The following is a 26004-nucleotide window of genomic DNA, read 5'->3' on the forward strand; positions in this document are numbered from 1 at the left end:
ACAACGGCGATGCTCCATGAGCATCGCCGTCTTCTTTTCTTACCTCGGACACTGCCTCCCGCCTCAGGCACTGCCTCGCGCCTCAGACAATTCCCAGACGTTGGGCCTGCCGGTACAGGTTGCCGCGATCGACCTTGAGCCTGCGCGCCGCCTCCGCCCAGTTGCGATCACTCGCCTGCCAGACCCGCGAGATGTGCTCGCGCTGAAACGCCTCGGTGGCATCGCGCAGGCCCAGCGTCTCGTCACCGTCCTGCCAGGCGGCGCGCTGTGCAGAGCTCGCTCCTCCTGTCTGACTCGCTCCTGCCATCTGACTCGCTCTTCCTGTCTGATCCACCCTCCCCTCCTGCGCGCCCTGAATCTCCTGCGCCGCGCTGGCGACCCGTTCAAGTGACACCTCGGCGTTGACCTCCAGTCCCAGCAGTTCCGGCGTGATCACCACCAGCTGGCGACCATCGGCGCGCAGACGAGTCGGGTGAGCACCATGCGCGAGCCGGGCATGCAGGGCGGCGCGACTCAGGCAGTGCTCCAGTTCACGCACGTTGCCGGGCCAGGGGTAGTCGCACAGCAGGCGCTCCGCCGCCGGCGTCAGGCGCAGATTGCCCAGCCCGAGGCGCGTGCGGTTGTGTTCCAGGAAGGTGCCGGCCAACGCCAGCAGGTCTGCTCGCCCGCGCTCACGCAGCGGCGGCACCCTGAGCGGATAGACGCTCAGGCGGTGATAGAGGTCTTCACGGAAATGCCCGGCAGCGACCTCCGCCTCGAGATCGCGATTGGTGGCCGCGATGACGCGCACATCGACCTTGACCACGCGATCGCTGCCCAGCGGCTGCAGCTCGCCTTCCTGCAACACCCGCAGCAACTTGGGCTGCAGCGCCAGTGGCAGCTCGCCGATCTCATCCAGCAGCAGGGTGCCGCCATCCGCCATCACGAAGTGGCCACGGTGATCATGGGTCGCGCCCGAGAAGGCGCCACGCCGATGCCCGAACAGCGCGCTTTCGACCAGGTCCGGCGACAAGGCGGCGCAGTTGATGCGTACCAGCGGCCGCGCCGCCCGCCGGGAAGCATCGTGCAGGCGCTGGACCACGCCCTCCTTGCCCACGCCGGTCTCGCCCTGCACCAGCACCGTCATCTCGGTATCGGCGACCGCCTCCAGCTGCGCCTCGAGCCTGGCCATCGCCGGGCCACGCTGCGGGCAGGCCATGGCGCTCTGTGACGCCATGCCTGTCGGTGAGACCACCATCGGTGCCGAAAGCCCTGACCTGCCGACCGCGGCCCACTCCTGTCGTAGTGACAGCGACAGACAGTGTGCGGGGAGTGACAACCAGGCCTGCAACTCCTGAAGCGGAAGTGCCAGTTCGTCCGTACTCGCAGAGGCGCACAACGATTCCAGCGGGGCCAGCACTCCCGGCGTCAGCGCATCGAAGGTCATCACCCCCAGCAGTGTATCGCCCTCGCGCAGCGCGATACCGGCGCAGTCATGCACCAGCAGATCCGGCCCATGTACGTCCCCCAGCAGGCCATCGAAGGGGTCCGGAAGGTCGCTGTCCAACGCGAAACGATGTACCCCCGTGTGCTCGACGATCGCCTTGAGCCGCGGGTGCTCCGCCAGCGCGAAGCGTCGCCCGCGCACCTCGGCAGGCAGGCCGTAGGTGGCCAGTGGCAACAGCTCGTCACGCTCGGGCAGGTAGCGCATCAGGGTCGCCGCCTCACCGGGCAGCTGCTGCATGATCGCGGCCAGCAGACGCGTCCATGGCAGCGCGCGCCGCTCGCCGCCCTCCTCGCGGGACAACCAGGCGGCGAGCCAGGCATTCACGGCCGCGACCGGCGTATCGTTCAGGGGCAAGTGGGCATCGGGCATGCGGTCATCCTTGCGGGTATCGGGAGTGAGAGGGCTGAAAATTGATGTCATCATGACACGCTTGATGTTATTAGAACACGCCATATGACCATGTCATTTTGACATCACAGGCCTGCAGAGTGCATGACGACTGGCCTCGAGAGTTGGCACGCCCCTTGCCATAAATAGGAGGACATCAATCAGAGGTATCGTCATGCTGACCAACGCCCAGGAAGACCTGATCGCCGCCACCGCTCCCGTCGTCGCCGAGCATCTCAATGCCATCACGGCGCGCTTCTATCCGCTGATGTTCGAGCGCTATCCCGAGGTGAAGCCGCTGTTCAACCAGACCCATCAGGCCAGCGGCGGCCAGGCCCGTGCGCTGGCCGGCGCCGTACTCGCCTATGTCGGCGCGCGCCACTCGCGTGAGGCGGTGGACCGCCTGCTGGCGCCCGTGGTCAGCAAGCATGTCTCGCTCAATATCCTGCCGGAACACTACCCCATCGTCGGCGAGTGCCTGATGGCCGCCATCGGTGAGGTGCTGGGGGACGCCGTCACACCGGAGATCGCCGATGCCTGGGGCGCCCTCTACGGGGAACTGGCCGCTGTGCTGATCGCCGCCGAGCAGGGCCGCTACGACAGCTTCGCCGCTACCCGCGGCGGCTGGCAGGGGCTGCGCCGCTTCCGCATCGTGCGCACGCAGGACGAGAGCCGCGAGATTCGCTCGCTGTACCTGGCACCGGTGGAAGGCCCGATGTTCTCCTTCCTGCCGGGCCAGTACATCGGCATGCGCCTGACGACACCCCAGGGCGTGATCCATCGCCATTACAGCCTGTCCCACGCGCCGGACGAGCGCTTCTGCCGTATCTCGGTCAAGCGTGAGGCCCACGGCCAGTCCAGCCAGTACCTGCATGCGCTGAAGACAGGTGACGAGATCGAACTGCTGCCACCGGCCGGCGAGCTGACCTTCGAGCATGCTGCCCCGCAGAGCGCCGATGCCCCGGTGCTGTTGCTGTCGGCGGGTGTCGGCCAGACGCCGATGCTGTCGCTGCTGACGGCGGCGCTGGCGGCGGGCCGCCAGGTGATCTACCTGCATGCGGCGCGCAATCCCGAGGTGCATGCCTTCGACGCCACCCTCAAGGCGCTGGTCGCGCAGTATCCAACGCAGCTGCATTATCAGGTCTGCTACGAACAGGCCGAGACGCTGCCGCCCCATGCGCAGCTGGGCATCATCGAGCGCGACTGGCTGGCGCAGCAGATCGCCGCGACCGGTGCCAGCGCCGAGTCGCTGCAGGCCTTCGTGATCGGCCCGCATGGCTTCATGCAGAGCATGATCCAGCACCTCAGCCGTATCGGCGTACCGCTCGCCCAGTGTCACCACGAGCACTTCGGTCCCTCCGCCCCGCTCGCCATCGACACTGCTGTCGCCTGATGCGCCAGGTGTGAGCCGCACCATGCAAAAAGCCCCCATCGCCTTGCGGCCATGGGGGCTTTTGCGTTCTCCGGCTTCATTCCAGCAGGCCGTGTTGTTATTGCGTGTCCAGCGTTGTTGTTGGTATTTCGCTGACTTCCATGCTGCTGTCGCTACAGGACGGAATCAGTTGGTGCGGCCGAGCAGCTCACGCACGTCGCGGGCTTCCCAGTGCGGGAAGTGCTTGCGCACCAACGCATTGAGGTCGGCTTCAAACGCGGCCCAGTCGGTCTGCTGGGTGGTGGCCTGGGTGCCGGAGCGACCCACGCCGCGAATCATGCCCGCGCCGACGGTCACGTTGCTCAGGCGATCGATGACGATGAAGCTGCCGGTACCCGGGCTTGAGCGGTAGTCATCCACCGGCACCGCCTGGGTCAGCTCGAGCTGGACGCGGCCGATGGCATTCAGCGCCAGGCTGTCGCCCTCGTGATGCTCCAGCGTGTTGACGTCGTAGAGGTAGTCGATGGCGCTGACCTGGCCGGTCAGGTCACGGGTTGCCAGCTTGATATCGTACTGGCGGCCCGGCTGCAGCGGCTTCTCGTGCATCCAGACGACATCCGCTTCCAGTGCATTGGAGAGCGGCAGTTCGGCATCCGCCGCCACCAGCCAGTCGCCACGCGAGATATCGATCTCATCGTCGAGCGTCAGAGTGATGGCCTGCCCCGGATAGGCGATCTCGAGATCACCATCGAAGGTGACGATGCGCTCGATGGTCGAGGTCTTGCCGGACGGCAGCACCTTGACGCTGTCACCCGGACGCACGACACCGGCCGCCAAAGTGCCGCAGTAACCGCGGAAATCGAGGTTGGGGCGATTGACGTACTGCACCGGGAAGCGCAGATCGCTGAGGTTCTGGTCGTGGGTCAGCTCGACAGTCTCCAGCACCTCCAGCAGTGACGGGCCCGCTTCGCCATCGACGGTGTACCAGTCCAGTGCCGGGCTGCGATTGACGACGTTGTCGCCCTTGAGCGCGGACATCGGCACGAAACGGATGTCCGGCGCGTTCAGCTTGTTGGCGAATTCCTGGTACTCGGCGACGATCTCGTTGAAGCGTGTCTCGGAGTAATCGACCAGGTCCATCTTGTTGACCGCGATCACCAGGTGCTGGATACCCAGCAGGTCGGCGATGAAGCTGTGACGACGGGTCTGGGTCTGCACGCCGTAGCGCGCATCGATCAGGATGATCGCCAGGCTCGCGGACGAGGCGCCGGTGGCCATGTTGCGGGTGTACTGCTCGTGCCCCGGCGTGTCGGCGATGATGAACTTGCGCTTGTCGGTCGAGAAGAAGCGATAGGCGACATCGATGGTGATGCCCTGCTCACGCTCGGACTGCAGGCCATCGACCAGCAGGGCCAGATCGACCTCGTCACCGGTGGTGCCGCTGGTCTTGGAGGCCTGGGTGATGGAGGCCAGTTGATCTTCATAGATCAGCTTGGAATCGAACAGCAGACGACCGATCAGGGTCGACTTGCCATCATCGACGCTACCGCAGGTGATGAAGCGCAGCAGGTCCTTGCGCTCGTGTTCTTGCAGGTAGGCTTCGATATCCGCGGAAATCTTGTCTGACGCGTGGGACACACTCTTCTCCTTGCCGCTGTCATGGGCCTGATGAGGTGGCGAGCCAGTGTCGCGAACCAGTGTCTCGTGAGGCTGCGAGCCGACTCATCAGGCGAATTGTTCGTTCAGGTCATCAAGCGCCGTGTGACGGCGCCTGCAGGCAATATGCTGGGGCGACCTTAGAAGTAACCTTCGCGCTTCTTCTTCTCCATCGAGCCTGCCTGGTCGTGATCGATGGCACGCCCGGAGCGCTCGCTGGTACGCGTCAGCAGCATTTCCTGGATGATTTCCGGCAGGGTCGCGGCGGTGGATTCCACGGCGCCGGTCAGCGGGTAGCAACCCAGGGTACGGAAGCGCACGGACTTCATTTCCGGCACTTCGCCTTCCTTGAGCGGCAGACGGTCGTCGTCGACCATGATGTCGAGGCCGTCACGCTTCACCACCGGACGCACGGCGGAGTAGTACAGCGGCACGATCTTGATGGATTCAAGATAGATGTACTGCCAGATGTCCAGCTCGGTCCAGTTGGAGAGCGGGAAGACGCGGATGGACTCACCCTTGTTGATCTTGGAGTTGTAGATGTTCCACAGCTCCGGACGCTGGTTCTTGGGGTCCCAGCGATGGTACTGGTCACGGAAGGAGTAGACGCGCTCCTTGGCCCGCGAGGCTTCCTCGTCACGACGCGCGCCACCGAAGGCAGCATCGAAGCCGTGCTTGTCGAGTGCCTGCTTGAGACCGGCGGTCTTCATGATGTCGGTGTACTTGGCACTGCCGTGATCGAACGGGTTGATGCCCGCCTCGACGCCTTCCTGGTTGATGTGCTCGATCAACTCCATGCCGACTTCCGCGGCCATCTCGTCGCGGAACTTGATCATTTCTTGGAATTTCCAGGTGGTGTTGACGTGCATCAGCGGGAACGGCGGGACGCCCGGCGCAAAGGCCTTGCGCGCCAGGTGCAGCATGACGGCGGAATCCTTGCCGATGGAGTACAGCATGACCGGATTGGAAAATTCCGCGGCCACTTCACGGATGATGTGAATGGATTCGGCCTCAAGCTGCTTGAGGTGGGTCTGACGTTCGGGGGTAAGCATCGCGTGCGGCAACCTCGTGAGCGTTGGGACACGCCCTGAAAGGCGGCCCGTGAAGTCAGTGGCGCGCCCTGTCAGCGACAGATGGATGCCCCGAGGGAGCACGCCGAATGGTTACACGGTACTCGCCCCGCCTTGATAACGTCAAAGAATCAGAAACTATCTTTTAAGACCGAAAAGGCATACCCGATACCTGTGGGCCTGGCACCGTGCCCATGACCTGGGAGGGCATCCATGCTGACGGCCAGGCATTCACGCTGATGCCTTACGCGCCAGCGCATGGGACGAGCTTGCCCGGCGATTCTTGCGCTCCTACTTGCGAGCCCCCCTTGCCCCCCCCCTTCTTGCCCCCTCTTGCGAGCCCTCGTTGCGAGTCTGGCTAGAGCGTGACCCGTTCCACCCAGGTCTCGAGATGCTCGCCATCGAGATCCACCACGCGCAGGCCGGGGCGCGCCGCCTCATCCACGGCGAAATCATGGCTCAGCGGAGCGAACTGATCGGAGGTGGAGGGAACGCCATAGACGGCCACACTGCCCTGCCCACACGGCATGAGTTGCGTGAAGGCCTGATGGATATGCCCACACAGCACGGCCCGCACCTGCGGGTACGGGCGCAACGTTTCCCACAGCGCATCGCGGTCGGCAAGGCCCAGCGCATCCATCCAGTCCGAGCCGATCGGCAGCGGATGATGATGCATGGCCAGCAGGATCGGGCGCGGGTCCAGCTCGACGGACAGCGCCAGTGACTGCGCAAGCTCGCTCAATTGCTCCTCGCCAAGCTCTCCCCCCGCCTGCCCGGTGACGCGCGAATCCAGACACAGCAGTCGCCAGTCGCCCAGATCCAGCTCGTGATGGAAGGGACGCAGCTCCTGCATGAATTCAGGGTGATCGTGGTTGCCCGCGAACCAGAACCAGGGACAACCAAGGCCATCGAACAGCTCTGCCGCCATGCGATAGGAGGCAGGGCTCTCATCCTGGCTGACATCACCGGTCACCAGCAGGATATCGGGGCGCAGGCGCGAGGCATGCGCCATCACCGCCTCCAGCTGACGCCAGGGGAAGCCCAGCCGTGAACGCGCGTCAGGGTCGGCGCGCAGATGGCAATCACTTATCTGAATCAGTCGCATCGGTCTCTCGAGCAGCAGGGAAATGAACAGAACCGCGACGGCCGGGCCATCGCGGTTCTGTCAATCAAGACGGGAAATCCATCGGGTGTCAGCGCCTGTGCGCCATGCCAGCGTTGAGCGTCACGGCAATTCCGGCACATCCGCCTGCCCGAAGGCGCGGGCATGGGTCAGCCATTCGCCGAGAAAGCGATTGAGCTGAAGCTTTTCGTCCGGCTGGTGCATGCGCGGATTCGGGTAACGGTTGCGCCCTGAGAAGTGACGCTGACGCTGAAAGTCGGTGACCTCCGCCATGCGCACGTCGTGGTACAGATGCACGCTCATGCGCGGCGAATCGATGATGTGGTCCAGCACGCCGGTCTGGGCGACCGTGACCATGGTGGTATAGGGCGCGCATTCGACCACCTCGAGCAGCAGCGTGCCGAAGTGGCCCTGATTGCCCGCCAGCGGGAAGGCGAAGCTGTCACCGGCCTCGGCCTTGCCGAGGATGCGCGTGAGGCGCAGATAATTGGACCCGCACTCGGCATGGAGTGCTTTTAGGTCAGCCACATAGGCTTTCTTGACCTGCATGGGCGATCTCCTTGCGAATCTCAGAACATTGGCATGTTGTCTGTCAAAGCACGCCCGCTATCGTGCGTGGCAAGATGCGGGCGACGGGCGATAAATCAAGCGCTGCACCAGCGCTCAGGCTGTCGGCGATCAGCTCTCGGCTATCGACTCTCGAGTCCAGCTCTCGGGACTGAAGCTGAGACGAAAACCGAGACCGATACGGACACTGGCGCAGACAGTGATCGTTGCTGGCTGCCGGTTTTCAGCAAGCCTCTAGAATAGCAGCTCTGACGCGCAGGTTGAGGAAGCCTGCGTGAGACACGGGGGATTGCCAAGCTTCGCCTTCACTGCCTCAGGCATGCATGACGCGCAACGAGGCACGTTCACGCAGCAGCCATTGCATGGCCATGATGGCCATCGCATTGCCCAACCGCCCTTGTTCCAGCAGCGTGAGGGCCGCCTGGAAATCGAGCACATGCACGCGGATGTCTTCATTCTCCTCGGCCAGACCATGCACGCCGCCCAGCCCACTGCTGTCACACAGACCGATGAACAGCGTGACCTCCTCGGTGCAGGCGCCGGGGCTCGGGTAGTAGCGGTAGAGTTCGATCAGGTCGGTCAGCTCACACCCCGCCTCCTCGACCGCCTCACGGCGCGCGACCTCATGGGCCTGTTCGTCCTTGTCCACCAGCCCCGCAATCGGCTCCAGACTCCAGGGCGTGCGTGCATCTTCCAGCATGCCGGCACGAATCTGCTCGACGAAGACCACGCGGTCGTTGACCGGGTCGTAGGGCAATACGCCTACCGCATCGTGACGGACATGCACCTCGCGATGGATCACATCGCTCCAGCCACCGTTGAAACGCTGGTGGCGGAATTCGCGCTGCTCGAGGCGAAAGAAGCCGTCCTGCAACACCCTGGCCTCGACCAGTTCGACATCATCATGTGCGAAGGCCTGTTGCCCTGCGACGTGCTCTTGTTGCTCGCTCATGCATCCTCCTTGGCTGAGCAGGCATTATCCTGTCCTGCCGCGAGACTGGCCAGCCCGTCACCTGCAAACTTGCTTGCCGCGCCGTACTGAGTCAGTCATCAGCGCCATTCAAGGCGCCATCTGAAGGCATCTGGGAGACTTCTCATCCACAGAGCGATAAACGACACGGCCCGAGCGGAGTTTCCGCTCGGGCCGTGTCATGCAGGAATTCATTCGGGGATGTTACATCAGCGTCTGCCGCCAGCGCTGCCGTTCACTTGCAGGGCTCACTGATGTCACTCCAGCCAGTCTCCGCTTCTGGCAGCCATGCAAGCGATACGGGCGGCGGAGACTCACTGCAGGCGCTTGATCAGCGCGGCGATCTCTTTCTGCAATTCCTGATCGGCCAGCTCACGATTGGGACGTGGCGGCCCGTCCTGGGCGAGACGCGCATGCTTGAGCGCTTCCTCATCACGGCCTTCGGAGGCCAGATAATCGGCGTAATAATAATTGGTATCCATGCCCGTTGGGTTGACCTCAAGCCCCTTGCGCAGCACTTCTCCCGCCTTCTCATCATCCCCGAAGCCCACCGGCCAGCCGGGCGCCTTGTCATAGAGCGCGCCAAGCGTCACATAGGCGGAGGCATTGTCGCCCTCGGGGTCGAGCGTGATCGCCTTCTCGAGCGTGGCCTTGGCTTCCTTGGCCAGATCCAGCGCTCCGAGGCCACCGCGCGCCTTGGCCCATGAGGCCAGGATGATGCCTTCCCATGTCAGCACATGGGCATTGTCCGGATACTGATCCGCCAGCGCCCGCACCTCCTTGCCCAGGGCTTCCATGCCCTTTTCCTGAGCATCACCGGAGACCTGATAATTGATCTGTGCCCAGCGCTTGGAGAGCGGGAAGACGTCATCATCGCCCGGGGCAGCATGGACTCCGGTCATGCCGGCCAGCGTGATGCCCAGCGCCATGCCCCCGGAGAGCAATACGCGACAGCAACGGGATATGACACGAAAAGACGGGTGTGAAGATGGCAGCATGGGCATGGACAGCTCCCTGATTTTCGTTATTGTTGGCAGATTCGGCATGGGTGACGCGCAAGTGCTCCGGCGAGCACACACTGACTGTAACGAACGTTTGAATCGGCCGCCAATCACCCTTGGTCGCAGGTCTCAACGCTAGCGAACATCACACACGACGCCTTGAGCCTTACCCACAGAACCAGCGGAGCAGACCATGCAAGGTCGCAACATGACACGCTGGCGCGACCCCAAGACGGACCCGCGCCAGGAAAAGAAGAGCAACGTGATTACCCCGCAGGGCCACGCGAAGATGAAGGGCTTGGCCGACCACCTGAGGCGCGTGAGGCGCCCGGAGCTTTCACGCAAGACGGGAGAGGCCGCCGCCATGGGGGATCGCAGCGAGAATGCGGATTACACCTACAACAAGAAGGCGCTCAATCAGACCATCGCCAAGATTGCCTATCTGGAGAAACGCCTGGATGAGCTGACGGTCGTCGATCGCCTGCCCGCGGATCTGGAGCGTGTCTATTTCGCGGCCTTCGTGACGCTGGAGGACGAGCAGGGAGAGGAGATGGAGATTCGCATCGTCGGCCCTGATGAGACCGACAATCCACGCCGCTGGATCAGTGTCGATGCGCCCCTTGCCCAGGCATTGCTGGGCAAGGGGCTGGATGACGAGGTGAGCGTGGCCGCGCCGGGCGGCGAGACGACCTACATCATCACGGCCATCCGCTATCAGTCGCCTGAGGCGTAAGCGGCGAGCTGGGCATCAGGCCGCGGGGAATCAGGCCGAAGGGGCTCAGGTCGCAGGGAATCAGCGCGCCTTGCGTGCACGATAGACCTTGAACTGGCGCGTTTCCGCGAGCACTTCAAACTCGCCGAAGGCCGCCTGCAGCAGATCGGGATACGGCAGGAAGGCGTTGGCGACCAGCGTCAGGGTGCCGCCGGGCATCAGGTGATCCGGTGCCTGGCTGATCAGGCGCGCCGCCGGTCCGTAATCGATATCGCGCTCATGATGGAACGGCGGATTGGCCACGATGGCCTCGAACCGCTCCCCTTCAAACGCCGCGAAGACATCACTCAGGCGTACGTCCGCCTCAAGCCCGTTGAGCGCCAGGCTGCGACGGGTCGCCTCCACCGCGAAGGCACTGACGTCGCCTGCCATCACGCGCGCACCGTGGCGCGCCAGCCAGCAGCTGATGATGCCATCACCCGCCCCGATATCCAGCGCGCGCTTGTAGCCACGGGTCGGCAGGTTCTCCAGCAGCAGCGCGGTCCCCGGGTCCAGCTTGGCATTGCCATAGAGCCCCGGATGACTGGTCAGCCGCATCTCCAGCGCCTCGAATTCGCCCCAGCCTTCTGTCCATTGTCCAGCCACTGCCAGTGGCGATTCACTGCTGGCGGCCTGTTCGACCGTCAACTCACGCGTGGCGGATGACCACAGCTGGCAACGGCGCGCGGTATCGTCCTTGCGCGCCGTCATCCCCAGCGCCTTGAGGATGCGCTCAGCGCGCTTGATACCACCGTTGACCTCGCCGACCACCTTGATCGGCGTACCGGCCGGCAACACATGGCACAGCGCCACCAGCCACCACTCGCCCAGCGCGTGCGCCTTGGGCCAGAACACGATGGCGCCCGCGGCTTGCGCGATGGTGTCGTCAGCTCGCGCATCGGCGAAGGACACCGCATGGCTGACCCGGTGCCCGGCTTCCCGCGCGGCATTCACGATGCCGGTATCATGCCCCCAGACACGCCGCTGGCGGTCCGATGACAGCCACCAGTCATCACGCGGCGCAGCGACCCACAGCCAATCACGGAAATCACTGTCCTGACGCTCGAGCAGCTGACAGGCGGGGGTTTGAGCAGACATGAAGACTCCAACAGGGTAGGAAGATACGGACAACGGCGAGAGCGCCGGATATCGAAACAATGCGGTTGTGCAGGTGCCGCCTCAGGCTGGGTGCACCAGCTCATAGTGCAGATAGCGGCCCAGATAGACGAAGGGGGGCGTGCGCCAGTGCTGGCACTCGAGCGCCAGCAATTTCTGCATGTCAGCCTCGCTCAGCGGGTCGCGTGAGCGCAGATAGTCGTGGAAGACGCGCAGCCCGGTCAGCTCACGCACCTCAAGCCCGGCCTCCGCGGCCCACTGGCGTATCTCGCCATCGCGCAGCGGCGAGATGGGCGTCAGGCGCTTGCCGGTGCCCCAGCCTGCCAGGCGCCCTTCCAGTACCTTGTCGAAATTGCCCTTGCTGACATTGGAAAACGCCAGCGCATCGCGATTGAAGACACTCAGCGACATGACGCCGCCGGGCGCCAGCAACTTCGCGAGCAATGCAAACCCCTCCCGCGGATCGACCAGCCACTCCAGCACGGCGTGGCACACCACCACCGGCCACTGCTGATCAGTCGCGGCGGCGAAGCCCTGCAGATCACGCCCCTCCCAGACCAGTCGCCCAGCGAACGGCTCATCATTCGACAGCGCGTCGGTTTGACCTGGCACTTGCGGATCTGACGCCGCCTGAGCCGCCCGGGATTGATCAGCCGTCGTACCAGCGGACAACCCCTGGCCTTGCGGCGCGGCAGTGCTCAGGAAGCGTTTCGCGCGCTCACGCATCTCGCCAGAGGGCTCGACCAGCGTGAGATGGTGCCCACGCGTGAGCCACCAGTGAGCGGTCTGCCCGAGACCCGCACCGATTTCCAATACCGGGGAAGGCGGCAGGTGCGAGAAACGCTCATCCATCAGACGCTGGGTCAGCGCAAGACGAACACGACCGCGCTCCGTGGTGTAGAAACCACGTTCGAACTTGTCGGCCAGACCGTCGAAATGACGATCAGCGGTGGCACGGCGAACGCGGGAAGCGCCAGCGCGGGACGAGGTTTTCGGCTCAGGCATGGAGAATATCTTGGCGAAGGAGAAAGAACTGACGAAGCGCTGGTGCAGATAATGCCTCACTCACTCGCCAAAGGCACTTCTCGGTGCGGATGAACCGCCCACTGATGCCGCTGACGGCCCGCTGCCACGCATTTCCTCCACCAAATGGATCGGCGTAGAATGGCGCCAGCATCGAGGGGCCAAGGAACGGCACATGGCGAGGAAAGAGGTCATGGGGCAGAGAAAGACCGACACTTGATCGACTTGAGCAGCCAAGGCTTCAACGTGACTGACTTGTGCACATCGACTCCACTTCCGACATAGACCTCAGCCATGAAACAACGCGTCCTGCTAATCGTCCGCAAGCTCAACATCGGCGGTATCCAACGCAATACCGTCAATCTCGCCAATGTCTTGCACCGCGAAGGGCATGAGGTCCATGTACTGGTACTGAAGGGCGAGCTGGAACTCGTCCCGGATGCCGGCGTGCATCTTCATCAGGTCGACTTCGACAAGGCATTTCGCAAGACGGGCATCGGCCTGTTCTACGACCTGTTCACCCGCCTGCTGCTGGCTCCGTGGATCAAGGGCTCAGGATACGTCTGGCGAGGCTATTACGGCGGCCACTATCTGCGCCGTTTCATCGCGCGTCTGGAGAAGGAACACGGCCCGATCGATCGGGTCATCACGCGCGGCCAGGGCGCCTTCGAGACCTTCTGGTCGTGGCGGGACCCTCGCCTGTGGCAGGTGGCAGTGTCATGGCCCGGCGACCTGAAAGAGGGCTGGCAACAACGCTTCCTGTTGAGCCGCCTGTATAGCGGCAAGCAGGTCGTGTGCAACACCGACAATGTGCGCCAGCAACTGGAACACCTGCTGGAGCATCACGGGATCAAGGCGGCGAGACTCGCGACCATCGGCAATGTCTGTGATCTGGATGCCATCGCCGCCATGGCAGAGGAAGAGGTGGAACTGCCCTCCCGCCCCTACGTGGTGCAGGTGTGTCGCCTCTCGGACGTCAAGCGTCAGGATGTGCTGATCAAGGCATACCTCGCCTCAGGCATCGAGGAAGACCTCGTCATCGTGGGCGATGGCCCCAAGCGGGAAGCCACCGAAGCACTGATCCGCGAGCTGGGCGTCGGCGACAGGGTCCACCTGATCGGTAGCCGCCTGAACCCCTACCCGTGGATGAAGCACGCCCGTCTGTTCGTGCTCAGTTCGCGTAGTGAGGCCTTCGGCATCGTGCTGGTGGAGAGCATGTGCTGTGGCACGCCGTGCGTGGCACCGGATGTCCCCGGCGGCATTCGCAATGTCTTGATCCATGATCAGGCGCGCCTGATCTCCGAAGACTCCATCGAGGCGCTGGCAGCCAAGATTCGTGAAGGTCTCGCCAACCCGCCGGCACTCGACTCGGATCCGGAGCTGATCGAACGCTTCCGCGATACCCGCATCATGCAGGAGTTTCTGTCCCTGCCCACTGATGCCGTGACATCAGATTCTCGCTGATACCCAAAGCCCTGCATTTATCGAGAGACTTTCCTGCAGGGCTTGTTCTAGCGCCTCCCGCGACGCTGAACTGGCAGGATGATTGGCTGGCAAGGCGATGCGATGTCCAGACCAAGAGCCAGGACATTGTTGAACGAGTAATCGGATAGGAAGATCAAGTGCGGCAGCTCTTCCTCCGGACCTGAAGCCAGGACGGGCGCTGCTCACCGCGAGGGCTGAGCACACAACGAACGGTACTGAGAAGACGATAAGGCGATGACGCAGAAGGCAGAACAGACGACGTCGTCCAGAAGGTGGGATGCTGGCGCCCCCTGCAGGAGTCGTATAACCATATAAAATCAGCAGCTTATAGAGAAAACCACACCTTAACATACATACCGCCATACACGTTGCTTAGCGCTAGCTCTACAAGATTGTGCTTTCGTGACGTGACAAAAAAGATAACCAAAGTAGACTAGGAAGCGACAAGAGAACACTGGGAGCTTGGGTTAACCTCCATTTTTCTCATGAAGTGAAGCCTGCATCAACAAGGGCATCACCCTAAGTAGCAACTCACATGTTAGGGCTCCCTAGCCAAAACTTTCACCCCCAACAACTTAAAACCCTTAAATAGCTCTTTAAAAATATAACCAATCATACCAGCAAGGATGCCCTCAAGGTAAGCCATGCACTTTGAGAAATCGTTTTATATTAAAGCACAGGGATGTAAAGCATGTTAATCAACAAAGTAATTGTACATGAACTTGTAAAAGATCAGCACAAACCTATTTCAAACTCTAACTACAGGCCCTCATTACTAGACAATACGAACGAATTAGTATTAAAACTAGTCTCAGAAATCAACAAAATATATGGCAACAGATATAACAGCGCTCACTATGGAATTTTTGCGGATGGAGATGCAAGGGGAGCATTTCCTGATTCTTTCGTAGAATATTCAGACTTGGACACACCCACTGATCTTCAGTTTCTAAAAGTTAGTCATATTGCTATGCAAAGGCTTTATGATATGGCTTCTACCTCCACTGCATCTTCAGGTGGTTATTTGCTCTTTGCTGACTTTGTGCATGAGGGCACCCGCTTCTTTATAGTTGCAATGATAAAAAAGACTTCTGGCATCAAATTGTCTTCTGAATTAATGCCAGAAGAGCTTGAGCAACTTGATTTAAGTAAGCTCCACCAAGCGGCCAGGATAAACTTCGCGAAAATATGTGAGTACGAAGATGCTAGTGAAGAAGAAAAAAAAGAACTAAACTATCTCAGCTTCATCAGTGCAGCTTCTTCAGAATCAGCAACAGGCTATTTCATTAAAGCTTTAGGCTGCCTCAAAGGTAGCGCTTCCAAACAAGCTACCCAAAATTTGATTCAAAGCTCGCGCTCATTTTTTGCAAATGATGAGAGGATCTCAGACAAAAAGCGTGACTTTATGTCTGCTTTATTTGGATATTTACAAGACAGCCTTCAAAGCTCGAGCCCAGTCAAGCTCTCAGAAGTTGCAAACTTAGCTACAAGGTATATCCCCATTGAACTAGGTGACGATGCGCAAGAGATTATCGACAACTTTGTAAGTACGCTTAATAGTGACAATCTATCTATCCCTCCAGAATTCCCTGTTAATAAAACGGTCTTATTTTCATCCACACACGTTACTGCAAAAGCCTCCAACTGGGAGCTCAGTTTTGATAAACTAGCACTTGGGATAGATCCAGCATCGGAAGTTTACTTTGACAATGAATCAGGTACAGTAACAATAACGCAGCTTCCTGACTCGGTGCTAGAGACTCTTAGAGAAGAAACTGCAGATCAAAGGGCTCTTGCTGAAGCGGACAACTTGGACGATGAAGCATAGCGCCTAGGAGAAAATCGATGTTAGATCCTTTAGTCAAACTTTACCGAGCCCTTGGCAAACCAGAAATAAACAATAACTATTTTAGCGCAGAAGTCATATATAATTCTCAAATACGTGAGACCATAGCTAACTTTCGACAAAACCACACTAGCTTAGGTAGATTTGAAGAAATTAGCGTTGATGGCAAGGACGTAACTGAAGTTGAAATACCTGACCATAGGAGCAGGATTAATGTAGCGGTAAAGGTAGTCACGGGGAGCTCATCTAAATTCTACCCTACAATTTCTGAACTAATAAGCAAAAACCCTTGTATCAATAATGGCTCATGCCCTCAAGAATTTTATCTTATCGACAATGATTACTATACAAACGATAAAACCATTGCACCTTGCATGACGTCATTAAATAAATTCTGTTGTTTTGTCAAACATCTATCTCATCTTGCTCAATATCATGACAATAAAGATAGCACTAACAAGGGCATAAACCTTGTCTTCATACATCCTGATGATTCGGGTGTACAAAACACCGCTGTCCTTAATATTAAAGCAACAGCTAACATTGTCGAAAAATGTTTGAATCTTGACCTCACCTTACTTAATGAATTATGCAACAACAATCAACCTACAGGCATGCACCATCAAGAAAAAATTAATATTTTTTCTAGCACTATTATTGATTTTATTGACAATAAAGGCACAAAACTAAATGAACTAATAAGTAATTGGGGTGTATTCCTTGATAGCTACAACAAGAATGTACAGACGTACATGAGCGGATTCGCTTTTCATAAAGCGAAGCGTGAAGTAGCAGAAGCAGAAATAGCTATATCCGATCAGATATCTAAAGTACTTTCTGATATTACAACTCGTGTACTAAGCATTCCTTTATCTTTCGCGGCTATTGCTGCCTTGATCAAGACGAACGGATTTTGGGAAGGATACTTTATTGTAATCGGTATCTTTTTTGCTTCACTGATAATATCTCAGCTAATAGCCAATCAACAAAAACAGTTTACTCGTGTATGCAAATCCAACAAACTCATAATGAGCTCATTCGATGGACGGAGGGAGACATATCCAAAGGATCTAAAAGACCATATTGACAGTCTAGAGAAAGACTTTGAACGTCACCAATCAAGAGTCAGGCGCACACTTTTAACTTTTAGAGCTTTGAGCTGGGCGCCGATTATATTTGCTTTGATCGCATTAAAATTCATGATTGACAGTCAGCCTTAAAACAACGGGCAAGTTAACAGAATAAAAACTACACCTCGACCACCACCACCGGCAGGCTCGGCGCCACGCCAGTGATCTGGTCCCCCTCCACGTAGACCATGCCACCCACCTGGGCATCGCCCTGGCAGGTGCGCACCCCACCCCCTACCAGATCCACGCGAACGCGCGAGCCGCTGACGCTGATCACCTCGCCTACTTGGCGCGGCTTGGTCGGCAGCAACGCCAGCAGGCGGCGATATGGATTGGCCATGCTATCCCCCTCCTTTGCTTGAATTGATACCACCCGAAGCCATCACAGATGGAACCTTTGCAGCTCGATAGACTGGCGAACGCTCAGGGCTCGCCCCTGCAGGCTTGCGCTGACGCTCACGCTCCGCGAGACACCACGCCAGCCATCGCACTCGATCAACTGTCCAGGCAGCACCAGTCCACCCAACGAGGCGCTCAGTGGCATCTCGATGCTTTCCGTGGACTGGCGCAGTGTGGCGGCAAGCTCTGCGATGCCGCGCGATTGTGCCGGCGCCTGCTCGGTAATGAGGCTGTCCACCACGGTCGGAGCAAGTTCATCACCTGCTGTACCGCGCCGGATGATCTGCGCCTGAATGCCCCCGGTATCGCCGTGGAGCCAGACACCATTGCGAGCATCGCCAGGCTGCTGATCACTCCCCAGCTGGGTGATGATGTCACGGGGCACCGCCAGATCGACCTCGCTCTCAGCCCAGCGCCAGGGCGCTGCCTCGAAGCGGGGCGCGACAATGATGGTCTGATCCTGCTGATGGGCCTGCACATAGCCGCCGGCCGCCTGGGCGATCCGCGAGATGGCGTCGATGGGCGCGAGGCTGTCATAGCTCCACGCGCCGGCGGGCACCACCCAGTCAGTCATGCGCCAATCCAGTGACCATCCCTCTGGCAGCTCAGCACGGGCGAGCTGCGAGGCGGTGGCCTGGCTGTCCTCGGTGTAGCTGCGCGCGGTGGCGTAGGGCGCGCCCAGGTACGCCGCAAGCGAGCGGCCGCTGATGGTCACGCTATGGCTCTGCCAGCTCTCAGAGCGGCGCCAGCCATCCACCAGGCACCGCCACTGCTGCCCGTTGATCTCGGCCATCACCTCCACCGGCTGGCCATCGGTGCCGGTCACCAGCGCTTGAGCGTAACGCCCTGCCAGGCCGGCAGAGAATGACCATGCCCAGCTGTCAGCGTCGATGCTGAGCGTCATCTGGGTGGCCGGCAGCTCCAGGCCATCGGAGAAGCGCACCAGGCGCGCGGAGTTTTGCACGATATAGAGCCTTTTGACGGGAATGGTCGGGGTGGGTATCTCACACGTCAGACCGAACTGCAGCACCCACGGGGCGCTCGGCATGGCGTGGCAGAATTGCAGGGTGGTGCTACCCTCCACCGGCTCGAGCACCGGCGGCTCAGGCGGATCTGGCGGCAAGTCGATGCCAGGCGGTGGCCGGCGGGCCTGCTCCCAGGGCACGCGCCAGTCATCGCCAGTGGTGCGTCCCTGCTGATAGGGCACATCCATCGTCACCGGCTCGAGGGTGCGGGCCTCCTCATAGCGCGAGCGCCGGCGGGCATCATTACGGGGCGGGTGCTGGTAGCCACTCGAGCGAGCCGTGGCAATGCCCTGCCCCTGCTCCCATACCGGCCGTGATGCGCGGCGGACACGCGGCAGCTGCAGCCACTGGCTGCCGCTGAGAGCGCCCAGGGTGCGCTCGGTCTGCTCCCAGCGCGCGCCACTGGCAGCATCAGTGCGGGGACGGGACGCCCAGTCACCAGACTGCCCTGCCGAGAGAGGTAGCGCCTGCTCAAACCCTGATCGCGTCGCATTGAGGCTACGCAGTGGAGGCTCCCACCCGCTCCGGCCTTGCGCCTCTACCCGCGCGGCATTCTCGAACCGTGATCCCGCCTGATCGGCAGGACCATGGTAGGCATTGATGTCCCGAGTCATGGCGACATCGACAACCGCCGGAGCGCCCAGCGTGGCGACGACCGACAGACTGATCCCGTGCTGAAGCTCGATCTCTGCCTGCACGTCCGGCGTCAAGGATGCGACCGACAGCGACTGGATGAGCTCGATCTCACCACTGGCATCCGGTACCGGCAGCGTGACGCTGGCCGCCAGCTCGATAGCCTCACCCTGACTCATGCGGGCATCGAGCACCGGCACGGGCAGCTGTGCATCGAGCGCCAGAGTGCGAGGCTGCTCTACTGGCTCAGTGGCGCCACCGAAGCCCAACACCACATTGCTGCCTGCCGGCGGCACATAGTCGCCAGCAAACACCAACAGCAGACCGGGATCGCCCCCCAGGCGCAGCTCGAGGTCTTGCGCATTCCAGGGCTTGAGCCCCTGAATGAACTGCAACTGGGTATCGGTCACGGCGTGGCCCTTATCCTTCAGCGAATACCATGCGGCTGATCCGCGTCAGTATCCCGCGATAAATCGTCGTCGAGCTGATGGTCACGTCAGCACCAGATCCCTCGATGCCGACATCCATATCCATCACCCAGGCACCCGCGCCATCGACCAGGCGCGACCAGGTGGCCTCGCCATCGGCATCGGCCATCACCTCCTCGAAGGCTGCCCCCGTCAGGACGCCACCGGAGAGATCCGCGGCGAATGGCTGGGGTACCTCCAGCGTGGCCAGCGCCACCTGATCGGTGACGGCAGCCCCAGGCGATGGGCGGGTGCCGGAGTACACAACGAATGACGCCGGCGAATCGCCGGCATCTATCGCACCGGCGATGGCCGCCAGGCGCGCATCCTTTACGCTTGTCGAGAAGCTGATCACGGGCTGTCCTCCACCTCAGAATGCACATTGTCCGAAACGACAGCGTTTTGCTGCAGGGTGTAATCGAAGGCCATCACGTAGAACGCGCGGCGCGGGTCGAGGTCCGTGAAACGGTATTTGCCATCGGCCCCGCTCCACGCCTCGCGCACGATGCGACCAGTAATCCGGTCATGCACCCGCACGCGCCGGCTGACGGGCTGGGCCTGGATGTCCAGCACGGTGCCAGCAATGACGCCCTTGCGGGCCTTGTCTCGCAGAGTCCCTTTTGTGGTGCCGTTATAGCCAGAGCCATACATCTGATCGAAGGCAAATAGATCGAAAGTGACTGAGTGCGAAGTGGCTAGATTGGCCGTGGTCCCAGTGAGCGGGTTGTCGATGTTGTGAATGGCCGGCGTCAATGCGCTGCCTACTCGATATGCAGGCGAGCGCTGCGCAAATGGGATGATAAAAACAGGGTTGCCGTCAGGTGTGTCGCTCACTGGTACGCCCTCCACTTATCCAGGCGGAAGCCCAGCAAACCAGAACCATTCACCTCCTTATAGTCGTAGTACCCGCCCGCATCATCATAAGCGCTTAGCCACAGCAGCACCGGCACGCCCTCGAGACTAGGCAAGTCATCTAACACTGCCTTGTGATAGGCAAATGCCGTCTGCAGCGGCTGCACAAATCCCGGCAGATATCCGCGCAGCATATTGCCATCGCCCTCGATCACCTCCTCCAAGATGATTGGGCCGTTATGCACATAGAATCCATAGCTAGCTGGGTTGGGGTATTGGTGCATGAGGCCAAAGGCAAACCCAAGCCCGCGCTTGCTCCAGAGCGTTTCTGTATCGGTGGGCATCTGGTGATAAGGACGCGCCAGATAGTGCTCGCCACTAGATCCAAACTTGGCGAACTCGGCATAGTTGTCATCGTTGTTATCGGCCCAGTCAGCCTCTACGCCATAGGGAATGCCCTGCAGAACAGTGGCAAAAGCATCGCCCTCGATCACGCTATCGAACTCGCCAAAAGTTACAGTTGAGCGTTGATTCCGCTCGGCATAACGGCTGGTGTAATAAAACAGCCGGTCATCCCCTACCAATGACCACTCTCGGCCATCACTTGAATAGTCCCAGCCAATCGGCCAACGGGCCTCAGACAGCGTGAGATAAGTGTCGATGTCCGTATGGTCAGTGACAATCTTCACCTTGGCCCCACGTTGCGGATAAGCGCTGCTCGATGCATCACTCCAGTTGTCATAAGAACCATCATCCCAGTGGTCATTCTGAACATGGAGCATCAGCCCATTGCTGCGCGTATTAGTCGAGCGCAGCATGATACGGTTGCGCTCGCTGTCCTCGAGCACCACCTCCCACCCGCCAATCGGGGCAGCCTTGATCTCCATCAGCTCGCCAGTGGCGGTGGCCGAGATGGGCGCGGCATCGGGAGCAAATGCCACCCAGGTGCCACCCGCCTCGGTGATGCGAAACTCGCCATTGAACTGATCCTGATCGGCACCGCTGATGCTGATCAGCTGATGTTTCAGGAAGCCATGCCCCTGGCCGATCTCAGCGGTCACCAGGCCGGTGCTGCTATCGAAGGCGAGCGAGGTCAGCGGCGAGGTATTGAATCCAGTGATCAAGCATGCCTTGAGCAAATCAATCAACGCCCCCGCTTCATCGCTGCCGGTCGGGCTGCCGCCCATGTCACTGCTGAACCACTTCACCGGATAATCGGCCATCTTGAACGTCTCCAGAAACAAGGCCGCCCAGCGAGTGGCTGGGCGGTTGTGGGATAGGATTAGAGGGTTGCGCCTGCCGCCTACGGTCAGGCGTTGGCGTTGCCACGGATCTGCAGCCTAAAGCTGTCTTGCTGGCCACTGGCCGGCCCCTGCAGGATCACGCGCGCCAGCCACATCGGGAAACTCGCGCCGATGGTCGAGAATCTGATCACGTTGCCATTCACCCAGCCGGCCCCGAAGCCGCCCGCCTTGAGCGTCCAATAGGGTACGCCCTGATTCGGGTTGGTAGGCGACGTGTCCTCATTGATACTGCCTACGCCGATCTCGCCCACGGTGCGGCCGATGATGCGGAAGGTGGTAGAGCTGGTGAAGATCAGCGCCCAATCCTCAGTGATGGCCCCGCGATTGGTGATGATCGGCGGGTAGGTGGTCACGTTGTACTCGGCCAGGGTGCCATCTGCGCCATCGTTGTCGTCTTTGCTCCAGTCTCGATCCCAGCTCGAGAGATCGAAGAAATCAGCCACGCGCGCTTGCAGGTCGCCGGCCACCATCGCCGCGCTGACCAGCGTATCGCTCGCGGGGTAGTCATGGCTCAGGTTGCCCTTGAGGGTCAGCGCCCCCGACAGATCCACATCCCCCACCAGCAGCATGTCCTCGACGCGGTGCAGGGCGTACCAGGGTTCGGGGTGGGTGGCCGTGTCAGGCGCGGCGAGCTGCACGGTGCCGGCGTCGAGGTCTGCACTGTACTGGGTGGCTGGCACCTCCTCGCCGGTGGCGTCCTCTACCACCAGACTGGCCAGACGGGTGCGCCCCACATCCAGCGTGGTGCCGCCACCGATCCCCAGCGGGAACGGGGCGCGGCCGGTGTGATGCACCACCACCACGCCGCCGGCGCGATAGATGGGCACGCGGCCATCGCTGGGCAGGCGCACGGGGTCGATGCCGATCAGCTCAGCCTCGAGCGGCAGCGTGGTCAGAATGACGGCATTGAAACGCGCGGTGCTCGGGATCACCTCGGTGGGCCGCCAGATCATGCCGGCGTCATCCACAGCGGTGGCGTCATACCAGGATTCGGCGCGCTCGGCAGCGCTCAGGCTGTCATTGCTGACCAGCTTGCCGAAGGTCACGCGCACCACCCCCGTCTCGAAGCTGGCAGAGCCTGCCATCTCATCACCCTCGATCTCGCCAGAGAGTGCCGCCTGGCCGGTGATCGAGCGGCCGTCGAGCGTCGTGGCCTGGATCAGCAGGCCGCCCACCTGCAGCGGCGAGCCTGGCGTGCGGAAATACGCCTCATCGAGCGTCCAGGTGCCGAAGGTGCTCACCAGCGTTTTGACGGTAATGGTGGCGCTGGTGCCGCTCGGCCAGTCAGTGATGCGGGCATCGCCGGTGCCATAGTCGATGGTCCCCGCGAGTACGCCGGCCCCGTTGCTGGTGACGCTGCGATAGAGACTGCCCTGGCGGTCGATGAACGTATCGCCTCGGAAGATGAAAGACAGCGTGCCAGGCACGACGCTATCTTGCAGCAGGGGCATCAGCTCGACATCGAGCGGGGCGAGATCCTGGGTGATGGTGTGGGTGGTCGGGGCGGCGCTGTCCAGCTGGCTGGTCAGCCAGACGCTCGAACCATTCTCGAAAACGTCGCGCTTTTCTTTGCTGCCCCACTCGCGGTGCGTGGCGTCGCCATCATCCCACTCGCTGACCTCGCGGATCTTCTCGACCTCGAAGGTCACCGCGCCGGTGGCGTAGTCGATGCTGCCCTCCCATCCACCATTGAAGCCGCCACGGCCATCATCGGTGATGGTGTAGGTGACATCGGCCTCGCCGCCATTCTGCTCGACAGTCTCCCAGGTGCCGGTGCGCGGGCTGCTGCGCGACTCGCTCTCGCTGCTCGACCAGGTGCGAACCACTGCCCAGGTGATGGCCACGCTACCAGGGCGCACCGGCGCATCACTGATGCTGAGGCTGACCAGGCCGGCCCCGTTAGCAGACGGCAGGAATTGCTCGGTTTTCGGTGCCCCGTAGTCATATTCGATTTCGACCTGGGTGCTGGCATCTGGGAAGGCGTCGCCATTGAACTCGACATACGCCTCGCCAGGCTGGGGCGCGCCACTGCCGTCGGCATAGCCATAGACCACGCGGCCGGTGGCTGCGCCGCTGAGGCTCCCCAGGCCATCATCGGTGGCCGTCTTCTCGCTGCCGCCAGAGATCCAGCGCACGGTAACGCTGCCAGGCATCACGCCGGCGTGATCGAGCACGAACGTCATCCAGGGTTTGTCGATGGTGGCCTGGCCGGCGCGGTCCTCATAGTGGGCCGGCGTGCCCCAGCTGAACAGCACCGAACTGCCGACATCAGGCAGGCCGCCCAGCGTCACGCTGACAGATCCGGTGGAGTAGTCCACGCGCCCCGCGCCGCTGCCGCTCAGATCGCCATTGGCGTCTGAATCGCGCAATTCATACCACTTGCCCAGCGAGCGATAAGCGATCACCACGCTGCCAGGTGCCGGCAGCGGGTCCAGGCGGCTGACATAGGTAAAGCCACGATTGTTCAACTCGACAGCGATCTGCGTGGTGCTGGCGATCTGCGCCACCTCGAAGGTCGAGCCGCCGCTGCTGACACTGATGGTGGCCGTGCCGCCCACCTGCACATCGGTCACCGCCTGCTCGGTGGTGGTCGCCGGCACAAGCGGCGCATAGGTGCTGGCCACGGTGACGCTATTGGCCCCGAAGGTGGCCGGCTGGGTCAGGGTGCTGACGCCATAGTAACGGGCGGCATCGGTGCTCTGCCCCTCGCGGATCACGGTATCGGGGTTCACGGTGCCAGGCTGAGGCTGCACGCCATAGACGCGCTGGCGCAGCGCGGTCGAGATCCCAAGGGTCAGCACGCGGCGCTCGAACGTCTGCACGTTGCTGCCGTTCATGTACTCAAACGTTCGGATCTCGTGATCTATCTCACTGATGCGCACATATTGGACCTCGCCGGCAGCATCGCCCTGCTCGGTCATCAGCGCCAGCACATCGCCCAGATCGGGCAGCGTGGCCTCTGGCATCTGGAAAGTGATGATGCTGCGCTGTCCGGCCAGCTGATCGCCTAGCAGCGTCATGCGCGAGGTCGCGCCGGCGGTCACATAGCTCTCGACATAATCGCGGGATTCGGCACGCTCATCAGACGGCGAGCCGGTATCGAACATCACGACGCTGACATTAGGATCAGCCGGCACCTGATCAATGATCGCGTGCGCGCCGAAATATTGGGCGGTGTTGTCGGTCAGCACACCGGCCCCGACCTTGCGCAGCGAGGTGCGCCCCGCTGCACGATCGAGGTCAGAGATGTCATCAAAGATGTCATTGCTCGCGCCATCGGTCACGGGGCGGCCAGTCAGCCGGCCACCGCCATCGGCGTTGTCGGTCATGCGCTCAGACTGCAAGATGCGGATGTCGCCGCTATGGATTGTTTCGTCACTCATATTTCACCTTGGCCATTTAAAGTTTTTTCTTGTGCTCGATGAACAAATAATTCTCACACTGCATTAACTGCATTTAACACATATTAAACTTTGAAGGCATGTAATAGCCGAGTGTTTAATTATCGATAAACCATTAATCTTTCAGTCGCCGCCTTAAAACCCGTGAACAATTGAATCCCTTGTGCTAGAAATTAGAGGCTAACCAAAAAGGAGAAATAGCATGGCATTGGAAGCAAAAATGAGCGATCTTCAACAACATAAATACCAATACAAAAACTACAGAGATGATGGGGACGCTCCATATACAGGGAAGCTAGATCGAGACAGGGTAGATAAAGACGAAGCTTATGAGGTTCTCTATTTCATTAATCAATTCATGGATGACTACAACGTCAACGAGTACTCGATGATAAAAAAGATCGAAGATGCACTGCATTCCTATGATCTTTCTCACGAAAGCTATAGGCCATCTCTAAACGTCGCTGTACACGATAAGCTTCTTGCTTATCTTTAACCTTTAGATGAATCGATCACCGTGATCAGGCGCAGCGTGATGGTGTAGGGGTGATCCGGCCCTTGGCCGCCAGCGGCGAGGCGATAGACCTCGGTGGCCGTGACCGCCTCACCACTGGCACGATCGAACACGCAATCGAAGGTGCGCCCATCGCCCCAGGTGAGCGTCATGGGCGTGTCGTCTGGCCGTGGCGTGGCCGCCAGCTCTGTGAGAGCCAACGCGGTGGCGCGAGTTACCCAGGCCCCGTTGCCGCTGGCGAGGGTAATGGGGCGCCCTGCCGCCTGCGCAGACTCCTCGATGATGAGTGCCCCGGTCAGCGTGGGCGTCTGCACCTGGCCGACGCTGTGGGACACCAGCTCATCGGTCCACTGGATGTCATCGGGCAAGACAATGCCCTCAAGGGTGATCGCCATGGTGTGTTCTCGTGACTTTCTCGCGATGGAA

The 26004-nt window shown here is 60.6% G+C and carries 22 protein-coding genes; 6 read left to right on the plus strand and 16 right to left on the minus strand.

The window, feature by feature from the left end; genetic code table 11:
* Positions 1-82 precede the first annotated feature (82 nt).
* Complete coding sequence (gene norR, locus MSG32_RS08790) at positions 83-1855, minus strand: nitric oxide reductase transcriptional regulator NorR (protein WP_248379171.1); 1773 nt, start codon at positions 1853-1855, stop codon at positions 83-85.
* Positions 1856-2048: 193 nt separating this feature from the next.
* Here norR and MSG32_RS08795 point away from each other — a divergent pair, with 193 nt between their 5' ends.
* The gene (locus MSG32_RS08795) at positions 2049-3266 is read left to right on the plus strand and encodes a globin domain-containing protein (protein ID WP_248379172.1); all 1218 of its coding nucleotides are present in this window, start codon (positions 2049-2051) and stop codon (positions 3264-3266) included.
* 165 nt (positions 3267-3431) lie between these two features.
* Here the strand turns inward: MSG32_RS08795 and cysN are convergent, their stop codons facing one another.
* The 6 genes from cysN to MSG32_RS08825 form a co-directional block, all read right to left on the minus strand.
* Entirely contained in the window at positions 3432-4883 is a 1452-nt protein-coding gene (cysN, locus tag MSG32_RS08800; protein WP_213113883.1) for a sulfate adenylyltransferase subunit CysN, read from the minus strand.
* 158 nt (positions 4884-5041) lie between these two features.
* Entirely contained in the window at positions 5042-5953 is a 912-nt protein-coding gene (cysD, locus tag MSG32_RS08805; RefSeq protein WP_248379173.1) for a sulfate adenylyltransferase subunit CysD, read from the minus strand.
* A gap of 376 nt (positions 5954-6329) precedes the next feature.
* The gene (locus MSG32_RS08810; protein WP_192838500.1) at positions 6330-7076 is read right to left on the minus strand and encodes a metallophosphoesterase; all 747 of its coding nucleotides are present in this window, start codon (positions 7074-7076) and stop codon (positions 6330-6332) included.
* A 120-nt stretch (positions 7077-7196) separates the two neighbouring features.
* Entirely contained in the window at positions 7197-7643 is a 447-nt protein-coding gene (locus tag MSG32_RS08815) for a DUF1249 domain-containing protein (RefSeq protein ID WP_043337025.1), read from the minus strand.
* A gap of 331 nt (positions 7644-7974) precedes the next feature.
* Positions 7975-8613, minus strand: coding sequence for an NUDIX domain-containing protein (locus MSG32_RS08820; protein WP_107335242.1), 639 nt, complete (start codon positions 8611-8613; stop codon positions 7975-7977).
* A gap of 332 nt (positions 8614-8945) precedes the next feature.
* Entirely contained in the window at positions 8946-9629 is a 684-nt protein-coding gene (locus tag MSG32_RS08825) for a hypothetical protein (RefSeq protein WP_248379174.1), read from the minus strand.
* 196 nt (positions 9630-9825) lie between these two features.
* Here MSG32_RS08825 and MSG32_RS08830 point away from each other — a divergent pair, with 196 nt between their 5' ends.
* The gene (locus MSG32_RS08830) at positions 9826-10365 is read left to right on the plus strand and encodes a GreA/GreB family elongation factor (protein WP_084589654.1); all 540 of its coding nucleotides are present in this window, start codon (positions 9826-9828) and stop codon (positions 10363-10365) included.
* A 60-nt stretch (positions 10366-10425) separates the two neighbouring features.
* Here MSG32_RS08830 and MSG32_RS08835 read toward each other — a convergent pair whose 3' ends face one another.
* Together MSG32_RS08835 and MSG32_RS08840 are read right to left on the minus strand one after the other, a co-directional pair.
* A complete protein-coding gene (locus MSG32_RS08835; RefSeq protein WP_248379175.1) occupies positions 10426-11481 on the minus strand; it encodes a methyltransferase in 1056 nt (351 codons plus the stop codon).
* 81 nt (positions 11482-11562) lie between these two features.
* Complete coding sequence (locus MSG32_RS08840; RefSeq protein ID WP_248379176.1) at positions 11563-12504, minus strand: methyltransferase domain-containing protein; 942 nt, start codon at positions 12502-12504, stop codon at positions 11563-11565.
* A gap of 312 nt (positions 12505-12816) precedes the next feature.
* On the opposite strand from MSG32_RS08840, the gene MSG32_RS08845 reads away from it, so the two are divergent.
* The 3 genes from MSG32_RS08845 to MSG32_RS08855 all read left to right on the plus strand — a co-directional run bounded on the left by MSG32_RS08845 (position 12817) and on the right by MSG32_RS08855 (position 17073).
* On the plus strand, positions 12817-13986 hold the full coding sequence (locus MSG32_RS08845; RefSeq protein WP_248379177.1) for a glycosyltransferase: 1170 nt from the start codon (positions 12817-12819) through the stop codon (positions 13984-13986).
* Between the two features lie 712 nt (positions 13987-14698).
* Entirely contained in the window at positions 14699-15835 is a 1137-nt protein-coding gene (locus tag MSG32_RS08850) for a nucleoid-associated protein (RefSeq protein WP_248379178.1), read from the plus strand.
* 17 nt (positions 15836-15852) lie between these two features.
* A complete protein-coding gene (locus MSG32_RS08855; protein ID WP_248379179.1) occupies positions 15853-17073 on the plus strand; it encodes a hypothetical protein in 1221 nt (406 codons plus the stop codon).
* Positions 17074-17101: 28 nt separating this feature from the next.
* On the opposite strand, the gene MSG32_RS08860 is transcribed toward MSG32_RS08855, so the two are convergent.
* From MSG32_RS08860 to MSG32_RS08885, 6 genes are all read right to left on the minus strand, one after another.
* Positions 17102-17323 (minus strand): hypothetical protein, encoded by a 222-nt coding sequence (locus MSG32_RS08860; RefSeq protein ID WP_248379180.1) that lies wholly within the window; start codon positions 17321-17323, stop codon positions 17102-17104.
* Positions 17324-17365: 42 nt separating this feature from the next.
* On the minus strand, positions 17366-19450 hold the full coding sequence (locus MSG32_RS08865) for a hypothetical protein (protein ID WP_248379181.1): 2085 nt from the start codon (positions 19448-19450) through the stop codon (positions 17366-17368).
* 10 nt (positions 19451-19460) lie between these two features.
* Positions 19461-19862 carry a hypothetical protein gene (locus MSG32_RS08870; protein WP_248379182.1) on the minus strand — a complete coding sequence of 134 codons (402 nt, stop codon included), beginning with the start codon at positions 19860-19862 and terminating at the stop codon, positions 19461-19463.
* Positions 19859-20341, minus strand: a complete 483-nt coding sequence (locus tag MSG32_RS08875; RefSeq protein ID WP_248379183.1) for a carboxypeptidase-like regulatory domain-containing protein — start codon at positions 20339-20341, stop codon at positions 19859-19861. The genes MSG32_RS08870 and MSG32_RS08875 overlap by 4 nt, the downstream gene beginning before the upstream one ends.
* Positions 20338-21582 carry a hypothetical protein gene (locus tag MSG32_RS08880; protein ID WP_248379184.1) on the minus strand — a complete coding sequence of 415 codons (1245 nt, stop codon included), beginning with the start codon at positions 21580-21582 and terminating at the stop codon, positions 20338-20340. Before MSG32_RS08880 ends, MSG32_RS08875 begins: the two co-directional genes overlap by 4 nt.
* An 86-nt stretch (positions 21583-21668) precedes the next feature.
* Complete coding sequence (locus MSG32_RS08885; protein WP_248379185.1) at positions 21669-25046, minus strand: hypothetical protein; 3378 nt, start codon at positions 25044-25046, stop codon at positions 21669-21671.
* Between the two features lie 220 nt (positions 25047-25266).
* Between MSG32_RS08885 and MSG32_RS08890 the strand changes: the two genes are divergently transcribed.
* Positions 25267-25560, plus strand: coding sequence for a hypothetical protein (locus MSG32_RS08890; protein WP_084208189.1), 294 nt, complete (start codon positions 25267-25269; stop codon positions 25558-25560).
* On the opposite strand, the gene MSG32_RS08895 is transcribed toward MSG32_RS08890, so the two are convergent.
* Positions 25557-25973 (minus strand): hypothetical protein, encoded by a 417-nt coding sequence (locus MSG32_RS08895; protein WP_084208188.1) that lies wholly within the window; start codon positions 25971-25973, stop codon positions 25557-25559. The two genes, MSG32_RS08890 and MSG32_RS08895, sit on opposite strands and share 4 nt — an antisense overlap.
* Positions 25974-26004 lie beyond the last annotated feature (31 nt).

Origin of the sequence: Cobetia sp. 1CM21F, assembly GCF_023161745.1 — a bacterium.
Taxonomy (GTDB): Bacteria; Pseudomonadota; Gammaproteobacteria; order Pseudomonadales; family Halomonadaceae; genus Cobetia; species Cobetia amphilecti.